We start from the raw sequence: 17,219 nt of genomic DNA on the forward strand, positions 1-17,219 counted from the left end.
GGTATTGAGAGTAATGAAAGGGGCAGGCAGACATGGTATGTACTCGGATTTGGTAGGTAAGATCAGGACGCAAGCGAGGTGCGACGTTGTTTCCGACGATCAAGTGCGATGACCATTTGCGCCAGCCAAGTCAGGGCGTTACCCGTCTTGTACGCGCCAGATGAAAAGGGCAGATGTAGGCCGTTGGCCCCACACAGACGATCCATCAGAGTTCGCCCCATCAGCATTGAAAGCGCAATGCCTCGACCGTTACAGCCGCTCCACCCCATGATTCGTTCGTCATTCTGGTGAACCTTCGGCATCCCGTCTGTAGTGAGGCCGACCCACCCGGCCCACTGTTGCTCGGGCTCTTGCACAACAGTGCCGTAAAGGCGCTTGATGCGATCCTGGAGCAATTCACTGCAAGCGGAAGATCTCTGGAGCGGTAACACGAAGCATCCCGTCAGCAGCTTTGTAGGCCCTAGGCGGCGTGCAAACCACATGTCCTTGCGGTTGTCTGAAAATGGCAGCAACTTTTCGGCACGGCACTCCTGCGGCAAATCGAAAGTCGCAAGCGTTAGGGCTAGCGGACTAACTGCCCGCCGAGTCGTAAGGCTGGCCGCTGAACCATAGGCATTGCCGGCGATAAACACGCGCCCGGCCTTGATCTCACCTCGCCCAGTTTTGACTGCAACCCAGCCGCCCTTCGGTCGAACATCAAGCACACTGCAACGTTCGATGATATGCCCACCTTTGCGGTTGACCGTGTCAGCCAGTTGGTACACGAAAGCAAGAGGGTTGATGGCACCAGCATCGCCAAAATGGAGGCCATTGGCATACTCAGTAGTCCCTAATGCAGACTCCAGTGCTTCGGGCTCCATGGGGTCTACCTTGACCCCCAAGCGCATCCATTTCTTTGCCAGTTCATGGGCCCCATCCCCAGCACGGCCAACCATTGGTTGCACCCAGCCTTTCACCGTTAAATCCGATGGCGCGTACTCAAAGACAGCCAGGGCTGATTCGCTTAGAGCGGCTAAAAATGGCGCTGTATCCTCGCCTAGCAAATGTTCGAGTGACTCCGGAGAGTGCCTCGATGGGATAGGTACCACGAAGCCAGAATTGCGACCGCTTGCGCCATAGCCCACACACTCGGCCTCCAACACGGTTACCGAGTAACCTGACTCAAGAGCCCGTAGCGCTGCCGCTAATCCGCCAATACCTGCTCCCACGATGACTACATCACTTTCAAACGGAAGGTTGCCGGCGCGAGTGGTGCGGCAGGGCAGTTGTGTTTGCCAACAAGAGGGCGCCGCCAGCATTTCGCTTATGGTCTGGTTAAGCATGGTGTTGAACCCTGGCTTCCAAGTTCCTGGTCAGTGATTCCACGATGCTTTGTGAGCGTAACGCCAGCAAGCTAAACGAGCCTGCGTCCCCCATGCCATGCGAAGACTCGCACAACCCGTTGAGGTAGGTGGGCAAGCCGTTGAGGAACTCGACGCGATAATCCCTGGCAATGGTCAACGTGTCGATTTCATTTTCACGGGCGATTGGAGCTAGCAAACTCGGGAAGGGCTCCTGACGATCTCCGGTGCCGAGGTCGAGAAAACCCGTGGCCAGAATCACCAAATCGAACGACTGGTTATGAACGCTCCCTTCAAGATACTGCCGACTTTCGATTTGCACCCCGGTAGGGGTAGGGATGCAACCGATCATGTCCTCACACGTTCGTAGCTGCAACCGACTTTCACCTTTCAGCGTTTGCTCATATTTACGTACGTAGAGCGCGTTTAGGACATCGATGTCGGCAGCCGAATAATTGGTATGCACCAGTTCCTGACGTAACCGCGTCTTATGTTCCGGGCTGGCGTTGTGGAATGTGTCGACAAATGAGGGGAAGTAGACCTCGTCGGAAAACGGGCTTGTATCTTTCTGGCGATAGCCAAAATTACGTGTGAACCCGACAACCTCTCGTACGCCAGTCTGATCACTGGCGTGAAGCAAAATCTCTACTGCGCTCTGGCTACCGCCGATTACGGCTATGCGGCATCGACCATCGGTGGCGGCCACAGCTTCAGCGAGGGCAGGCAAATAGTCGTTCAAATGGCGAACGCGTCGATCCTTGTTCCCGGTGAAAGGGGCAGGAATGTGAGGCGTACGACCAGGTGCAAGCACCAAAGAGCGAGCAAGAAATACCCGGCCATCGACGCAGCACACTCTGTAGTGGGCGCCTTCGCCATTTGATGGGTTTACTGCTTCCACCGATGCAGCTTCACAACCGTAGGCGACGATGTCTTCAAAGAAATCTGCAGCCCAAGAAACGTACTGGGCATATTCCGCACGCAGGGGATGATGCAACGGAAGATTTAGATGCTCGTACAGGCGGCCTTTTTCAAACAGGAAGTTTGTGAAGCTGTAACGGCTACGCGGATTGCGTGGGGTCACCAGATCTCGCAATGGATGATTCTGGATATCCGAGCCAGGCAGCAACATGTTCGGCTGCCACAATGGGCCCAGGCGCTTTTCAATGAATTGCACGCTCATGCCTGGAGCCAATTCTTCCAGGGCGATTGCCAATGCGATGTTTGCTGGGCCAAATCCGATACCCAGTACATCAACGATCTTTCCACGAGTGCTCATGCCAGCACCTCCGCATGGCGAGTACCTTGTATGCCTCGAGTTGAACTGACCATTTGTGCGGTCAGAGCTCGGTCAAGACGCTCCAATACCAGGTCGACTTGAGCACTGGTGATTACCAACGGCGGGAGAAAGCGCAGCACTGCACCATGACGCCCACCCGTTTCAATGATCAGGCCCTCGTTCAGGCAGGCACGCTTGACACTTGCAGCTATGGCTCCAGCCGCCGGCGGGTGACCAAGTGCATCGACGTGGCCATCTGGTTCAACCATCTCCATACCGAGCATCAAACCCCGACCACGCACGTCACCGATGAATGGATAGCGATTCTTGAGATTCAGCAGGCCCTGGCGCAGCTGCTCACCGACAACCTTGACGTGATCCAGCAGCCCTTCGTTTCTGATGAACTCCAGGGTTGCGGCTCCGCTGACCAAAGCGATCTGATTGCCCCTGAAGGTACCGGTGTGTGCTCCCGGCTTCCATTGGTCGTACTGATCTAAATACAGCAACACAGACAGTGGGTAGCCACCACCGATAGCCTTAGAAAGGAGGATGGCGTCTGGCACGATATCGGCCTGCTGGAACGCGAACAGGTCACCACTGCGACCAACACCGGCCTGGATTTCGTCAATGACCAGGGGAACGTCGTGCCGCTGGGTGATTTCCCTCACCTGGCGCAGCCAATGCGCGCTTGCTGGGATGCAGCCGCCTTCGCCCTGGATTGCCTCAAGCAGAACCATTGCCGGTTTACCAATGCCACTTTCCGGATCACTGAGGGCGTTTTCCAGGCATACGAGGCTGAGACGTTCTGTCTCCTCAGGACTGGTGCCGGCGCCAAATGGGCTGCGATAGACGTAGGGGTAGGGCAGAAAGTGTACTTCGCCAGGCAGGCCGGTAATCTCTTGTTTGGGTGCCAGGTTGCCCATCATACCCAGCGTGCCGTGAGTCATACCGTGATAAGCGCCCTGAAAAACGATGATCGGACGGCGTTTCGTCGCGGTTTTGAACAGCTTTAGGGCAGCCTCGGCGGCGTCGGCTCCCGTAGGCCCGCAGAACTGGATCTTCGCTTGTTTGGCGAAGGCTGGCGGAAGCATCTCGTAGAGCTCCTGGACGAAATGAACCTTCGCCGGAGTCGCGATATCGAGGGCCTGTTGCAACTGCCCGGACTGCAGAAACTGGATGACGCGTTGCTGAACAAATGGGTGATTGTGCCCAAGGGGAAGGGCACCTGCGCAAGCTAGGCAATCCAGGTAACGGCGCCCTTCGAAGTCTACAACCTCAGTGCCTGCACCATGGCTCAGAACTATTGGAATATTCCTGGCGTACGTACGGGCGTTGGATTCCAAGCGCGTGAGAAAATCGATAGATGATTCAGTCATGTTTGACATTCCCTGTCAGATAGAAACAGATTCAATGAGCTGTGTTTGTTCATTGGTGGTTGCGGCCTCGCCCAAGGCACGAATCCAGCGGCGGTACTCAATACCCATCCGATCACTGACCACGTGCATTTCCGCATGTGGGTCTAGTGGCAGGCGCGGTGGGCGTTGGGATTCGACAATACGGCGATCCTGTTCGAAAACGATATTTTGTCGAGAAAGGATCTGTTCGAGGGTGAGATCCTGGCCAAAGTTAATAGCGACTATCAGCCAGATAATGCACTGCGATTCATCCACTGGTGTGGCATTGAAGAAGGTGCAGAAACGCTCTGTCTCACCAGTTTTTTTGACGAAATATGCGGTCGTAGGGTTCAGGACGGAATAGGTATAACGGGCATTAACCGGTATCCCACGATGGTCTCCGTACGGTTGAAAGACGCAAATTTCCGAAGAGTGCAGGCCATGCTCGTCTTCCTTCACGTTGTACCGCTTCAGCGGTTCAGGTGCGTCCGGCAGACCATTGAGATTGGCATGCACAAAGGGGAAGTGCGATGCATCGATGAAGTTTTCGAGTGAGCGCAACGCGTTTGCGTTGTACAGGTATGGGCCTGCAAACACCTTGCGAAAGCTCTCGTCATTCCACTGTGGCAATTCTGGCAGCGGTCGCAGCGGTTCCTCCAGACTCACCCAGACGTATCCGTAGCGCTCTTCAGCGTAGTGGCGAAAAATCAGGCGCTGTGACGCGGGCCCTTTTCGGTCAGGATGTGCTGGAACTAACGTGCATTCGCCTTGGCTGCTGTAGCGCCAGCCATGGTAAGGGCACTCGATCTGTCCTTGTTTGACGCATCCAAGTGACAGTTTTGCCCCTCGGTGGCCGCAGTAATCCTTCCACGCATTGACCTTACCTTGGTCGTCCCGCCACAAAACCAATTCTTCGCCCAGCAATCGCACAGCCTTGGGTTGATCGTCGCCGACATCCGTACTCAGGCAGACCACATGCCATTGCCCTGCGAGCGCTCGGTAATCGAGTTCGCTGGGATCCCATTCACCTTTGTATAACATTCCATCTCCTTTTTTTCGCGCATGTTGGCTACAAAGCTGTTTTTACAGGTCGTCCAGCGCCAGATACTTTTCAGTTTGAATTATCAGTTCCCGCTCGGAGAAACTCGTTAATTCATCGGACATTGCATGGCTATCTCCTGAGCGTTTGAGTTCAACCAGGGTTTTTTTCATGGCATGGATGGCTGCCCGTTGCAGATCCGATGGCACGATTACGAGTTGATAGCCAAGTTCTGCAAGTGCTGGCAGAGAAACGAGTGGGGTTTTACCGCCATAGAACATGTTCATGAGCTTCGGCCCCGGAATCCGTTGGGCAATGATCTGAATTTGCTCCAGCGTCTCCGGCGCTTCCACAAAAATCATATCGGCACCCGCATCAACGTAACGCTGTGCTCTAACAAGCGCTGCTTCGAAACCTTCAATTGCAATTGCGTCAGTGCGCGCAATAAGTAAGCAGTTACTGTCTTGCAAGCTAGCACGCGCCACTTTGATCTTCTGGCACATTTCTTCGACATCAATAAGCGACTTGTTATCCAAGTGCCCGCATCGCTTAGGGAATGTTTGGTCTTCCAGGTGAAAGCCTGCGACACCGATGCGTTCCAGTGCCCTCACGGTGCGTTGCACGTTGGCAGTACCGCCAAAGCCGGTGTCAGCGTCTGCGATAACGGGGATATCGCTGGCTTCTACAATCTTCTCAATCCGCTCAATAACTTCAGTAAAGCTCAGCAGACCGATATCCGGATAACCAGAAGATCTAGCGATAGCGCCACCACTTGCATACACAGCATCAAAGCCAGCCAGACTGACTAGTCGTGATGACAGGCCGTCATAGGCGCCAGGAGCCATAATGGTTTTTCCTGAATTCAAAAGATTGCGTAGAGCTTGAGAGCTTTTCATTTGCAAACCTCACTTCAAATAATTAATTGCAGGCAAACGTGCCAGATGTGTTTTCAATTGCCGCCAAGATAGGCTCGATACACGAGAGTAATACCACTAATCAATATGATTATATTTATTAGCTTTGTGAACGTGTTGCGAGACATTTTAAAAGAGATATGTTCTCCAGCCCAAAGACCAAGCATTAAGGCTGGCAATAAGTAGATCGCCGTCACGACTAACGCAAGATCGGCGTATGCGCCCGCTATAGTTAGCATGGTAATACGTACGAGTGTACTAATTCCGATCAATGTGCTTTGAGTGGAACTTGCTTTCTCTTTGGTATCTATCCTGCCGTTCAAATAGATCGCATACAGGAAGCCGCCGCTGCCAAATAGGGCGCCAAACAGCCCGCCGCCTATACCAAGTGGCATTGCCCACGCCACAGATATGTAACTGGTTCGTACAGGCTTTGTAAGCATATACAACGCGTACAAGGTTACGAAACACCCCATCGCGAGCATTAAAATGTCAGATTTAGTTTTGAGGAGTACTGCTATGCCAGCCATGCTACCAATGGCCATGAACGGCAGCAGCCTGGCGAGTTCAATTCGCACCACATGCTGATGAGAACGCGCCAGTTTTCCGAATGCAGCCACGCAGTCAAGGAGCACCAATAGAGGGATCGCTTGCGAGAGAGGCATGTAATTCACTAAGACAGGTCCAGCTACCAGCGCCGTTCCAAAACCTGCAATAGAAAAAATTACGTATGCCAGGCTGATGGTAACGAACATTACTACTAAGGTTGCATTGTCGAAAGGGGCATGCAGAAAAGCATCTGGCATTATCGGAATTTCCGTTTCGTGTTGTTTCATTACCCTACCCAATAGGGCGAAAACCTACTAATATGGAAATGACATCTTACTGATCACATTTTGGCATAGCTGTTATGATATCAATGAAGCAGTTGCGATATTTTGTAGAAATCGCGGAACATGGAAGCTTCAGTGTCGCAGCGCAGAGATTGTTTATTGCTCAATCAGCGCTAAGTCGACAAATTAAGGAGCTAGAAAGTAACCTTGGTACGCTTTTGTTCGAGCGCACAGCAAGACAGCCACATCTAACACATGCTGGGTTAGCTTTTTTGCCTAGGGCAAAAGCAATTTTGATTGACGTCGACAGCGCAGCTCGACTTGCTACATCGGTAGGCAACGGCCAAAGTGGTACTATTCGCCTTGGTCATGCCAGCACGGTGCCGCTCATAGGAAAGTTAAAGGGCGCGCTTGGGCTTTATTTAGAGTGCATGACCAATGTTAATGTTGAAGTGTCGGAGGAGTCTTCAGAAACACAGCTAATTAATTTAGTTAACAATCGAATTGATGTTGGGCTGTTTCGAGTTCCGGTTTTACATCAATTAAATGATATTAAGCTTCTTACTCTGTTTAGTGAGAAAGTTGTCGTCGCAGTCGGCCCTACTCATCATCTGTCATCAAGAACATCAATATCACTTGCCGAGTTGCGTGACGAGCCATTTGTCTCGATAGCGCATCCAAAGCGCGGTGGGCTTAGTTATCTTACATTCGAGCTTTGTGCTCGCGCAGGATTTGTTCCGAAGCCAGCCCAGGTTTATTCGTTAAAAAGTACGCAATCGTTGCTTATCCAAGCAGGATTCGGCATAGCTCTGCTTCCTGTTTCAATGGTTAAAGCCTCTTCCTTGCATGCCATTGATATCACAGATGAAGGTTGTGAATGCGGGGTCGTTCTTGCCCATCACGAGCGCGATTCCACTCTGGTCGCGGCTTTCGTTGAGCACTTTCGAGACGCATTTTCCGTCGATTGAAGTTCAGCGTTATAGCGCGGTAGAGAGTCGAAAATAATCGATAACGTTCACCAAAAGCGGCCTGCTTGTTGGCGCCGACGCCGAATTGACCCAGTTGCCAAAAACGAATCTAACATCCACTCGTGAGGATGTGGTTGAGTCCTTTAGAGCAATAAATCGCTTCTTCGGGCACCTGGGCCCGGCTCAAGCAGTCAGTCAGGTGAGCATCGCCTTCACTATAAAAGCAACATTTCTAGCATCGTCTATCCCTCGGTGATAGGTACCTTACGCGTTGTTCCTGCGCATGCAAGTCGGGCCGCACAGTTATTTTTTCAGCTACAGCTACCCGGAAAAGCGCCGCAGGAAGGAACCGCAGGAAACCGAGCCGGCACCGGTCAACTTGGCATTGGCAATCGGTATTTTGGTGTTCGGTGTGGTGGTGATTGGCGCACTGGCCGAAGTGATGTCCAAGACCCTCGATCTGGGGTTGGAAGGGTCAGGTGCGCCGCCGGTGATCACGGCAATCGTGGTGGCTGCGATTTCCGCCGCACCGGAAATTCTGACCGCATTGCGCGCGGCGCTGGCCAACCGCATGCAGTCGGTGGTCAACATCGCGTTGGGGGCGTCGCTGTCGACCGTGATCCTGACGGTGCCGGTGATGGAAGCGATGGCGCTCTACACCGGACAGCCTTTCCAGATGGCGATGACCCCGGTGCAGACCGTGATGATCTTCATCACCTTGATCGTCAGCGCGATCAACCTCAACGATGGCCAAACCAATGCCATCGAGGGGATGACTCACTTTGTGTTGTTTGCGACGTTCATCATGTTGTCGTTGTTGGGGCTGTAGGAGCTGCCGAAGGCTGCGATCTTTTGATTTTTTGGTTTCTGCATTGCTGAAAAGCAAGATCAAAAGATCGCAGCCTTCGGCAGCTCCTACAGTGGTTCTGGGGTGTGTCAGGAACCGGCGATCAGTTGCCGTGCCGCCTGGCTGTGATTGGCAATCAACCCTTTCAAGTCCAACCCTTCGACTTGTCCATCGATCACCCGCCACTTGCCGCCGACCATTACCCGGTCCGCACGATCCGCGCCGCACAACAGCAGCGCCGACACCGGATCGTGGCTGCCGGAGAAACGCAGCTCATCGAGCTTGAACAACGCCAGGTCAGCCTGCTTGCCCACGGCGATTTCGCCGATGTCGCTGCGGCCGAGCAGTTGCGCCGAACCTTTGGTGGCCCAACCGAGAACGCGTTCCGGGGTGATCTTCTCTGCACCGTAACGCAGGCGTTGGATGTACAGCGCCTGACGCGCTTCGAGGATCATGTTCGACGCGTCGTTGGACGCCGAACCGTCCACGCCCAAGCCCAGCGGAGCACCGGCGTCGGTCAGTTCGATGCTTGGGCAGATGCCGGAAGCCAGGCGCATGTTCGAGCTCGGGCAATGACAGATGCCAGTGCCGGCAGCACCGAGGCGGGCGATTTCATCCGGGTTGAAATGAATGCCATGGGCCAGCCAGGTGCGTGGGCCGAGCCAGCCGACGCTGTCCAGATAATCCACGGTGCGCAGGCCGAAGCGTTGCAGGCAGAAGTCTTCTTCGTCGAGGGTTTCCGCCAGGTGCGTGTGCAGGCGAACATCGAGGGTGTTCGCCAGTTCGGCGCTGGCGGACATGATTTGCGGGGTCACCGAGAACGGCGAGCAGGGCGCCAGGGCGATCTGGATTTGCGCGCCGTCACCGCGTTCGTGATAGGCAGCGATCAAGCGCTGGCTGTCGTCGAGAATCACCTGGCCTTCCTGCACGGTCTGCTGTGGTGGCAGCCCGCCGTCCTTTTCCCCGAGGCTCATCGAACCGCGAGTCAACATGGCGCGCATGCCCAACTCACGAACACTCTCGACTTGCACATCGATGGCATTTTCCAGGCCATCCGGGAACAGGTAGTGGTGATCGGCCGCAGTGGTGCAACCGGACAACAGCAATTCGGCCAGTGCGACTTTGGTGGCGAGGGCGAGTTTTTCCGGTGTCAGTCGCGCCCAGACCGGGTACAGGGTTTTCAGCCACGGGAACAATGGCTGGTTGACCACCGGCGCCCAGGCGCGGGTCAGGGTTTGATAGAAGTGGTGATGGGTATTGATCAGCCCCGGCAGAATGACGTGTTCGCGGGCGTCGAACACTTGTCCACAGGGTGCCGAGGGTTGCTGGCCTGCGCCAAGCACTTCGACGATCACACCGTCTTGCAGCACTAGGCCGCCACGGGCATCGAGACCGTTGGCCGTGAAAATAGCGAGGGGATTTTTTAACCAGGTACGGGTCGCAGGCATGTTGGCCGGCTCCTCTGAAAGTTGGGTTCAGGGTTGCCAGCTCAGTGTTGCCCTGTCTGCTGATCCAGGGTCGCCGGGGAGGCGAGGTGCGCAGTGTCGATCAAAAGCACTTCGCGGGCAAGCCCGACCAGACGAAGCAAAACCCTGTAGGAGCCGAGCTTGCTCGCGATAGCGGTGTGTCTGGTCAACTGTTGTTGGCTTATACACCGCCATCGCGAGCAAGCTCGGCTCCTACAAAGGCAGAGCAGTTGCGTTTACCAGGGAATGGTCTCGCCCCGATAATTTACAAAATGATGCCCACCCTTGCCGACATATGCATTCACCTGGTCGACCAGCCCTCGCGTGCTCGTTTGCACATCGATATCGGCACCTTCACCGCCCATGTCGGTTTTCACCCAGCCCGGATGCAGCGACAGCACGGTGAGTTTCTGCTCGCCCGATTGTTGGTTCAGCTGCGTGACGAAGCTGTTGGTCATGGAGTTCAGAGCGGCTTTGCTGGCCTTGTACAGCGCCAGTTCCGGCGCATCGGGCATGGTCACGCTGCCGAGTACCGAGCTCATGAAGGCCAGCACACCGGTCTCTGGGCGAATCTGGCCAACAAATTGCTGGGCGAGATTGATGGGGGCAACCGCGTTGGTGAAAAACAGTTGCCCGACTTCAGCCAGTGTCGCGCCGCCTGGCGTCTGCACGTCCGGCCCCTTGACGCCGGCATTCACGAACAATAGGTCGAACACTTCGTCCTTGAGGCGCTGGTTCAAGGCGATCACTGCGGGCTGATCATCCATGTCGAGCTGTTCGATCCGCACCTTGCCCAATGCTTGCAAGGCTTGCGAGTTTTGTGGATTACGCACGGTGGCGGTCACTTGCCAGCCATCGGCCAGCAGGGTTTTCACCAGGCCGAGGCCCAGCCCGCGAGAGGCACCGATAATGAGTGCGCTTTTTGCCTTGGACATGTGTGGTTTCCTTGATGAATGAGGATCACGGATTCAATGAGCAGCATTGGCCTGACCTATGCTGCAACGCCCGGTGCGAGGCGTCGAGTCCATTGATGATGGATTCACAAATGGACTGGCACCACTTGAGGGCATCACCGGTCATCAGGCTCTACTTTTGACCTGCATTGTTTGGTCAAAAAATGAGCAGTATGCCGCGAGCCATATCCGACATGGGGCCGCGACAGGAATGAACGGGTTATCCACAGATTGCTCCACAGTATTTGTGCGCAAGCGTAAATGTCGGGCATAAGCGAGGAGGGGGTATCTCCGAAAGGTGATAAACCATTCTAAGTCTATGTTTTAGTTTAATTTTTTAAGTTTTCTGACGGAGTTGGACGAAAATTGAACAAAGCCCGCAAAGCCGCATGACAGAAGGGTTACAGCGGTATGTGCCCAGGTTATCCACAGCCGGGTGCACAGCGGATGTGGGCAATTGCTGGTGGCATCGATATTCCAAACTGCCCCAAAAAATTACAGCGTCAACGCTGCAACAGGATGCGCCCGCGGCTCAAGTCGGCCAAATGTCTTTGAAGCATTTCGATATGCGCTTCACCCACCGCCAACTGCAGTTCAACACCATTGGCGGTGAAGTCTTCCTGCACAACCAGTCCGCCGATCTCGGCGACTCGCAATTTCACCAGGGCCAGTTCACTGAAGGTGCAAGCGCAACGTAGCGGCACCCGACTGATCAGTTCGATTTTCGGCGCAGCTTGCAGGCATTTGTTGGCACCGCCGCCATAGGCACGGGCCAAGCCGCCGGTGCCCAGTTGAATGCCGCCATACCAGCGAATCACCAGCACCGCGACTTGATCGCAATCCTGTGCCTCGATCGCCGCCAGAATCGGCCGGCCAGCGGTACCGCCAGGCTCGCCATCGTCGGTACTGCGATATTGAGCGCCGAGCTTCCACGCCCAGCAATTGTGTGTGGCGTTCAGGTCGCTGTGCTGCTCGATGAATGCCTGGGCTTCAGCGGGACTGGTGATCGGTGCGGCGAAGGTGATGAAGCGGCTTTTGCGAATCTCTTCGCGGTATTCGCAAAAGCCACTGAGGGTAAAGGGCATATAAAGTCTTAAATCGTCGGTGTCAGGCCGCAGCCCTTGAGAATGATACGGATCAGGTTGTTGCCGGCGTCTTCCATATCCTGTTTGGTCAACTTGGCTCGCCCACTGACACGGCAGATCTGGGTGGCGAAGTCGGCGTAATGTTGGGTGCTGCCCCACAACAGGAAAATCAGGTTGATTGGGTCGACCGGGTCCATCTTGCCGGCGTCGATCCAGGCTTGAAACACCCCGGCCCTGCCCTGGAACCAGGTGCGGTAGTCCTGGTTGAAATACTCGGTCAGGCATTCACCACCACTGATCACCTCCATGGCGAAGATCCGCGAGGCTTGCGGTTGGCGACGGGAAAACTCCATCTTGGCGCGGATGTAGCGGGTCAAGGCTTCGGCCGGATCATCCTCGGCGGTCAACGTATTGAAAGTGCTGTCCCACAGCTGAAGAATATTGCTCAACACCGCCACGTACAAACCGAGTTTGTTGGTGAAGTAGTAATGCAGGTTTGCTTTTGGCAAGCCGGCATTCTGGGCGATGGTGTTCATGCTGGTGCCTTTGAAACCGTGACGGGCGAACTCGTCCTCGGCGGCTTTGATGATGGTCTCTTCGTTCTTCTGACGAATGCGGCTGGCAGGTTTGCCGCCGTGAGCGGGGACTTCAAAGGTCATGGACACTTCCGGTCAAGTGAGTGGGGCGAGCCATTGCGTTGATATCGCACCCGTAGGCTCCAGACAAGTCCCGACACGATAAAACCCGGAATACCCACAATCCCCGTAGGAGCCGAGCTTGCTCGCGATAGCGTCGGGTCAGCCAATATCAATTTTGAATGCCAGACCCCTATCGCGAGCAAGCTCGGCTCCTACAGGGGCGGTGGTGTTCAGCGTGTCGCGGCCAGGCTCTCCAGAAAACTCTCCAGCACCAGGTGAGGCCGGCGTCCCTTGCGGGTCACAGAGGCAAGACTCAGATCATAGAAGCGCGCATTGGGCTTGAGTGCTCGCAATCGACCTTGCTGTACCCAGAGGCTGGCATAGTGGTCCGGCAAATAACCGATGTAGCGCCCGGTGAGAATCAGGAATGCCATGCCTTCACGGTCCGAGGCGCTGGCGGTGCAATTGAGCGCTTGATAATGGGCCTGGATTTCCGCCGGTAAACGGAAGGTCGGGGCAATGGCGTCCTGATGGTTGAGGCGCTCATCGTCCAGCTGCTTGTCATCGACATAAAACAGCGGGTGACCCACTGCGCAATACAGCAGTGAGCGTTCGCTGTAGAGCGGTTGATATTCCAGTCCGGATAGAGCGCTGGCCTGTGGTACCACGCCGACATGCAAGCGACCATCAAGCACGCCTTGTTCCACCTCGTTGGGGGCGATCATGCGGATCTGGATCTGCACGTCCGGGCCGCGCTCCTTCAGTTGCGCCAGCGCGTGGGTAATGCGCATGTGGGGCAGGGTGACCAGATTGTCGGTCAGGCCGATGGTCAATTCGCCGCGCAAGTGCTGGTGCAGGCCATTGACCTCGGTGCGAAAGCTTTCCAGTGCACTCAATAGCTGCAACGCCGATTGATAGACCTCGCGGCCTTCTTCGGTCAGGGAAAAACCGGCGCGACCCCGTTGGCACAGACGCAAGCCAAGGCGTTGCTCCAGATCGCTCATCTGTTGGCTGATGGCCGAGCGGCCAATGCCGAGCACGCTTTCGGCTGCCGAGAAGCCACCGCATTCGACCACGCTGCGAAAGATCCGCAACAGGCGTATGTCGAAGTCGCTGACTTGCGCCAGTGGGTCGGGGCGGCGGCTGCTCATGGTGCTTACTCGATAGTTTAGCCAGTGGCTGACTAAAGGTTAGAAAAGTTGGATTTCACAGACTTTATCCCCGTGGCAACTTAGCTGCAACAACGGTTTTCAATCCCTACGCCGCTTATTGCCTTGCGAGGTTTTTCCCATGAACTTGCCTGAAAACGCACCGACTTCTCTGGCCAGCCAGCTCAAGCTCGACGCGCACTGGATGCCGTACACCGCCAACCGTAACTTCCAGCGTGATCCGCGCCTGATCGTGGGTGCCGAAGGCAGCTGGCTGATCGACGATAAGGGCCGCAAGGTCTATGACTCGCTGTCGGGTCTGTGGACTTGTGGCGCCGGGCATACCCGCAAGGAAATTCAAGAGGCGGTGACCAAGCAGTTGGGCACCCTCGACTACTCGCCAGGCTTCCAGTACGGCCACCCGCTGTCGTTCCAGTTGGCGGAAAAAATCACCGACCTGACGCCGGGCAACCTGAACCACGTGTTCTTCACCGACTCCGGTTCCGAGTGCGCCGATACTGCCGTGAAGATGGTGCGTGCCTACTGGCGCCTGAAAGGCCAGTCGACCAAGACCAAAATGATCGGGCGTGCCCGTGGTTACCATGGCGTGAACATCGCCGGCACCAGCCTCGGCGGTGTCAATGGCAACCGTAAGCTGTTCGGTCAGGCGATGATGGATGTCGATCACCTGCCGCATACGCTGCTGGCGAGCAATGCGTTCTCCCGTGGCATGCCGGAGCAGGGCGGTATCGCCCTCGCCGATGAGCTGCTGAAGCTGATCGAACTGCACGATGCTTCGAACATCGCTGCCGTGTTCGTTGAACCATTGGCCGGCTCCGCTGGCGTGCTGGTTCCGCCACAGGGCTACCTCAAGCGCCTGCGTGAGATCTGTGATCAGCACAACATCCTGCTGGTGTTCGACGAAGTGATCACCGGTTTTGGCCGGACCGGCACCATGTTTGGTGCTACCACCTTTGGTGTGACCCCGGACCTGATGTGCATCGCCAAGCAAGTCACCAACGGTGCGATCCCGATGGGCGCGGTGATTGCCAGCTCCGAGATCTACCAGACCTTCATGAATCAGGCGACGCCTGAGTACGCGGTGGAGTTCCCTCACGGCTACACCTATTCCGCGCACCCGGTGGCTTGCGCTGCGGGCCTGGCCGCTTTGGACTTGCTGCAAAAAGAAAACCTGGTGCAGAGCGTGGCCGAAGTCGCGCCGCATTTTGAAAATGCACTGCACGGTTTGAAGGGCACCAAAAACATTATCGACATTCGTAACTATGGCCTGGCTGGCGCGATCCAGATTGCGCCGCGTGACGGCGATGCCATTGTGCGCCCATTCGAGGCGGGCATGGCGCTGTGGAAAGCCGGGTTCTACGTGCGCTTTGGCGGCGACACCCTGCAGTTCGGCCCAACCTTCAACAGCAAGCCGCAGGATCTGGATCGCTTGTTCGATGCGGTCGGCGAAGTGCTGAGCAAGATCGACTGATTTGACACGACATCTGTAGGGGCGAGCTTGCTCGCGCTGGGCGTAAACGATGATGCGGGCTGCCTGGATGAACGCGGGGCCTTCACCATCATCGCGAGCAGGCACGCTCCTACACAAAGCCTCTATATATAGCAGGCGTCATTTTTTGGCGTCTGTGGACAATTCTTCAGGAGCTTCCATGAGCGTTATTCCGCATTTGATCAATGGTGAGCTGGTCACCGAAACCGGTCGTAGCACTGATGTGTTCAACCCATCGACCGGCCAGGCTATCCACAAGCTGCCATTGGCAAGCCGTGAAACCATTCAACAAGCCATTGACGCAGCCAAGGCCGCGTTCCCGGCTTGGCGCAACACGCCGGCGGCCAAACGTGCTCAGGTGATGTTCCGCTTCAAGCAACTGCTGGAGCAGAACGAAGCGCGTATCGCGCAACTGATCAGCGAAGAGCACGGCAAGACTCTGGAAGATGCGGCCGGCGAACTGAAGCGTGGCATCGAGAACGTTGAATTTGCCTGCGCGGCTCCGGAAATCCTCAAGGGCGAGTACAGCCGTAACGTCGGTCCGAACATCGATGCGTGGTCGGATTTTCAGCCGCTGGGTGTTGTGGCCGGTATTACGCCGTTCAACTTCCCGGCCATGGTGCCGCTGTGGATGTATCCGCTGGCGATCGTCTGCGGCAACTGCTTCATTCTCAAGCCGTCCGAGCGGGACCCGAGCTCGACACTGCTGATCGCGCAACTGTTGCTGGAAGCCGGTCTGCCTAAAGGTGTGCTGAGCGTGGTTCACGGTGACAAGGTTGCCGTGGACGCCCTGATCGAAGCGCCGGAAGTCAAAGCCTTGAGCTTCGTGGGTTCGACGCCGATTGCCGAATACATCTACGCCGAAGGCACCAAGCGCGGCAAACGCGTCCAGGCACTGGGCGGGGCGAAGAACCATGCGGTGCTGATGCCAGATGCGGATCTGGATAACGCTGTCAGCGCACTGATGGGCGCCGCTTACGGTTCCTGTGGCGAGCGCTGCATGGCGATCTCGGTAGCGGTCTGTGTGGGTGACCAGGTTGCCGACGCGCTGGTGGCCAAACTGACACCGCAGATCAAGGCGCTGAAAATCGGCGCAGGTACGACCTGTGGTCTGGACATGGGGCCTTTGGTCACCGGTCAGGCACGCGATAAGGTCAGCGGTTATGTCGAAGACGGCGTGGCGGCGGGCGCGACCCTGGTGGTTGACGGTCGTGGTCTGAGCGTACCGGGTCATGAAGACGGCTTCTTCCTCGGTGGTTGCCTGTTCGACAACGTCACTCCTGAGATGCGTATCTATAAAGAAGAGATCTTCGGTCCGGTGCTGTGCGTTGTTCGGGTCAACAGCCTGGAAGAGGCGATGCAACTGATCAACGATCACGAGTATGGCAACGGCACTTGCATCTTCACCCGTGACGGTGAGGCGGCGCGGTTGTTCTGCGACGAGATCGAAGTCGGTATGGTCGGCGTCAACGTACCGTTGCCGGTGCCGGTGGCTTACCACAGCTTTGGCGGCTGGAAGCGTTCGCTGTTTGGCGACCTGCATGCTTATGGTCCGGATGGTGTGCGTTTCTACACTCGCCGCAAGGCCATCACCCAGCGCTGGCCGCAGCGTGCGAGCCATGAGGCTTCGCAGTTCGCTTTCCCTAGCTTGTAAGTAGAAGGGCGTAGAAAGGCCGACCCATTGGGTCGGCCTTTCTGTTTTAGAGGCTTTTTTGACCTGTATGACAGATTTATGAAAATAGGTGTTGACGGCAGATTTCAGATCTCTATAATTCGCCCCACTTCCGGCGCAGTCGAAACGGAAAACT

General features: G+C 55.8%; 14 protein-coding genes and 1 pseudogene. 4 read left to right on the forward strand and 11 right to left on the reverse strand.

Going from position 1 to position 17,219, the window contains the following annotated elements; genetic code table 11:
* Positions 1-62: 62 nt before the first annotated feature.
* From ABTV22_RS03150 to ABTV22_RS03175, 6 genes are read right to left on the reverse strand one after another with little or no spacing between them, the layout of a single operon-like run.
* Complete coding sequence (locus ABTV22_RS03150; RefSeq protein WP_433738523.1) at positions 63-1,322, reverse strand: NAD(P)/FAD-dependent oxidoreductase; 1,260 nt, start codon at positions 1,320-1,322, stop codon at positions 63-65.
* Entirely contained in the window at positions 1,315-2,616 is a 1,302-nt protein-coding gene (locus tag ABTV22_RS03155; protein ID WP_433738524.1) for a SidA/IucD/PvdA family monooxygenase, read from the reverse strand. The genes ABTV22_RS03150 and ABTV22_RS03155 overlap by 8 nt, the downstream gene beginning before the upstream one ends.
* Complete coding sequence (locus ABTV22_RS03160) at positions 2,613-3,992, reverse strand: diaminobutyrate--2-oxoglutarate transaminase family protein (protein ID WP_433738525.1); 1,380 nt, start codon at positions 3,990-3,992, stop codon at positions 2,613-2,615. The genes ABTV22_RS03155 and ABTV22_RS03160 overlap by 4 nt, the downstream gene beginning before the upstream one ends.
* A 15-nt stretch (positions 3,993-4,007) precedes the next feature.
* The gene (locus tag ABTV22_RS03165) at positions 4,008-5,051 is read right to left on the reverse strand and encodes a Rieske 2Fe-2S domain-containing protein (protein WP_433738526.1); all 1,044 of its coding nucleotides are present in this window, start codon (positions 5,049-5,051) and stop codon (positions 4,008-4,010) included.
* Positions 5,052-5,093: 42 nt separating this feature from the next.
* The gene (locus tag ABTV22_RS03170; protein ID WP_433738527.1) at positions 5,094-5,945 is read right to left on the reverse strand and encodes an isocitrate lyase/PEP mutase family protein; all 852 of its coding nucleotides are present in this window, start codon (positions 5,943-5,945) and stop codon (positions 5,094-5,096) included.
* 53 nt (positions 5,946-5,998) lie between these two features.
* Entirely contained in the window at positions 5,999-6,799 is an 801-nt protein-coding gene (locus tag ABTV22_RS03175; protein WP_433738528.1) for a sulfite exporter TauE/SafE family protein, read from the reverse strand.
* A gap of 74 nt (positions 6,800-6,873) precedes the next feature.
* Between ABTV22_RS03175 and ABTV22_RS03180 the strand changes: the two genes are divergently transcribed.
* Positions 6,874-7,764 carry a LysR family transcriptional regulator gene (locus ABTV22_RS03180; protein WP_433738529.1) on the forward strand — a complete coding sequence of 297 codons (891 nt, stop codon included), beginning with the start codon at positions 6,874-6,876 and terminating at the stop codon, positions 7,762-7,764.
* Between the two features lie 265 nt (positions 7,765-8,029).
* Positions 8,030-8,593: pseudogene (locus ABTV22_RS03185) on the forward strand (calcium:proton antiporter); the annotation flags it as partial.
* Positions 8,594-8,700: 107 nt separating this feature from the next.
* Here the strand turns inward: ABTV22_RS03185 and ABTV22_RS03190 are convergent.
* The 5 genes from ABTV22_RS03190 to ABTV22_RS03210 all read right to left on the reverse strand — a co-directional run bounded on the left by ABTV22_RS03190 (position 8,701) and on the right by ABTV22_RS03210 (position 13,904).
* On the reverse strand, positions 8,701-10,059 hold the full coding sequence (locus ABTV22_RS03190) for an 8-oxoguanine deaminase (protein WP_433738530.1): 1,359 nt from the start codon (positions 10,057-10,059) through the stop codon (positions 8,701-8,703).
* Positions 10,060-10,313: 254 nt separating this feature from the next.
* On the reverse strand, positions 10,314-11,012 hold the full coding sequence (locus ABTV22_RS03195) for an SDR family oxidoreductase (protein ID WP_433738531.1): 699 nt from the start codon (positions 11,010-11,012) through the stop codon (positions 10,314-10,316).
* Between the two features lie 521 nt (positions 11,013-11,533).
* Complete coding sequence (locus ABTV22_RS03200; RefSeq protein WP_433738532.1) at positions 11,534-12,115, reverse strand: IMPACT family protein; 582 nt, start codon at positions 12,113-12,115, stop codon at positions 11,534-11,536.
* Positions 12,116-12,123: 8 nt separating this feature from the next.
* Positions 12,124-12,774: a TetR/AcrR family transcriptional regulator gene (locus tag ABTV22_RS03205; RefSeq protein WP_433738533.1), complete on the reverse strand. Its 651-nt coding sequence runs from the start codon at positions 12,772-12,774 to the stop codon at positions 12,124-12,126.
* 209 nt (positions 12,775-12,983) lie between these two features.
* Positions 12,984-13,904: a LysR family transcriptional regulator gene (locus ABTV22_RS03210; protein WP_433738534.1), complete on the reverse strand. Its 921-nt coding sequence runs from the start codon at positions 13,902-13,904 to the stop codon at positions 12,984-12,986.
* A 139-nt stretch (positions 13,905-14,043) separates the two neighbouring features.
* On the opposite strand from ABTV22_RS03210, the gene ABTV22_RS03215 reads away from it, so the two are divergent.
* Both ABTV22_RS03215 and ABTV22_RS03220 read left to right on the forward strand, forming a co-directional pair.
* Entirely contained in the window at positions 14,044-15,393 is a 1,350-nt protein-coding gene (locus ABTV22_RS03215) for an aspartate aminotransferase family protein (protein ID WP_433738535.1), read from the forward strand.
* A 178-nt stretch (positions 15,394-15,571) separates the two neighbouring features.
* Entirely contained in the window at positions 15,572-17,065 is a 1,494-nt protein-coding gene (locus ABTV22_RS03220; RefSeq protein ID WP_433738536.1) for a CoA-acylating methylmalonate-semialdehyde dehydrogenase, read from the forward strand.
* Positions 17,066-17,219: the final 154 nt, after the last annotated feature.

The sequence above is a fragment of the Pseudomonas putida genome (assembly GCF_050990305.1).
In the GTDB taxonomy this organism is placed as follows: Bacteria; Pseudomonadota; Gammaproteobacteria; order Pseudomonadales; family Pseudomonadaceae; genus Aquipseudomonas; species Aquipseudomonas putida_AH.

Coding starts and splice junctions, on each gene's coding strand:
- ABTV22_RS03150 (WP_433738523.1), bottom strand. CDS start 1,322: ATGCTTAACCAGACCATAAGCGAAATGCTGGCGGCGCCCTCTTGTTGG.
- ABTV22_RS03155 (WP_433738524.1), bottom strand. CDS start 2,616: ATGAGCACTCGTGGAAAGATCGTTGATGTACTGGGTATCGGATTTGGC.
- ABTV22_RS03160 (WP_433738525.1), bottom strand. CDS start 3,992: ATGACTGAATCATCTATCGATTTTCTCACGCGCTTGGAATCCAACGCC.
- ABTV22_RS03165 (WP_433738526.1), bottom strand. CDS start 5,051: ATGTTATACAAAGGTGAATGGGATCCCAGCGAACTCGATTACCGAGCG.
- ABTV22_RS03170 (WP_433738527.1), bottom strand. CDS start 5,945: ATGAAAAGCTCTCAAGCTCTACGCAATCTTTTGAATTCAGGAAAAACC.
- ABTV22_RS03175 (WP_433738528.1), bottom strand. CDS start 6,799: ATGAAACAACACGAAACGGAAATTCCGATAATGCCAGATGCTTTTCTG.
- ABTV22_RS03180 (WP_433738529.1), top strand. CDS start 6,874: ATGATATCAATGAAGCAGTTGCGATATTTTGTAGAAATCGCGGAACAT.
- ABTV22_RS03190 (WP_433738530.1), bottom strand. CDS start 10,059: ATGCCTGCGACCCGTACCTGGTTAAAAAATCCCCTCGCTATTTTCACG.
- ABTV22_RS03195 (WP_433738531.1), bottom strand. CDS start 11,012: ATGTCCAAGGCAAAAAGCGCACTCATTATCGGTGCCTCTCGCGGGCTG.
- ABTV22_RS03200 (WP_433738532.1), bottom strand. CDS start 12,115: ATGCCCTTTACCCTCAGTGGCTTTTGCGAATACCGCGAAGAGATTCGC.
- ABTV22_RS03205 (WP_433738533.1), bottom strand. CDS start 12,774: ATGACCTTTGAAGTCCCCGCTCACGGCGGCAAACCTGCCAGCCGCATT.
- ABTV22_RS03210 (WP_433738534.1), bottom strand. CDS start 13,904: ATGAGCAGCCGCCGCCCCGACCCACTGGCGCAAGTCAGCGACTTCGAC.
- ABTV22_RS03215 (WP_433738535.1), top strand. CDS start 14,044: ATGAACTTGCCTGAAAACGCACCGACTTCTCTGGCCAGCCAGCTCAAG.
- ABTV22_RS03220 (WP_433738536.1), top strand. CDS start 15,572: ATGAGCGTTATTCCGCATTTGATCAATGGTGAGCTGGTCACCGAAACC.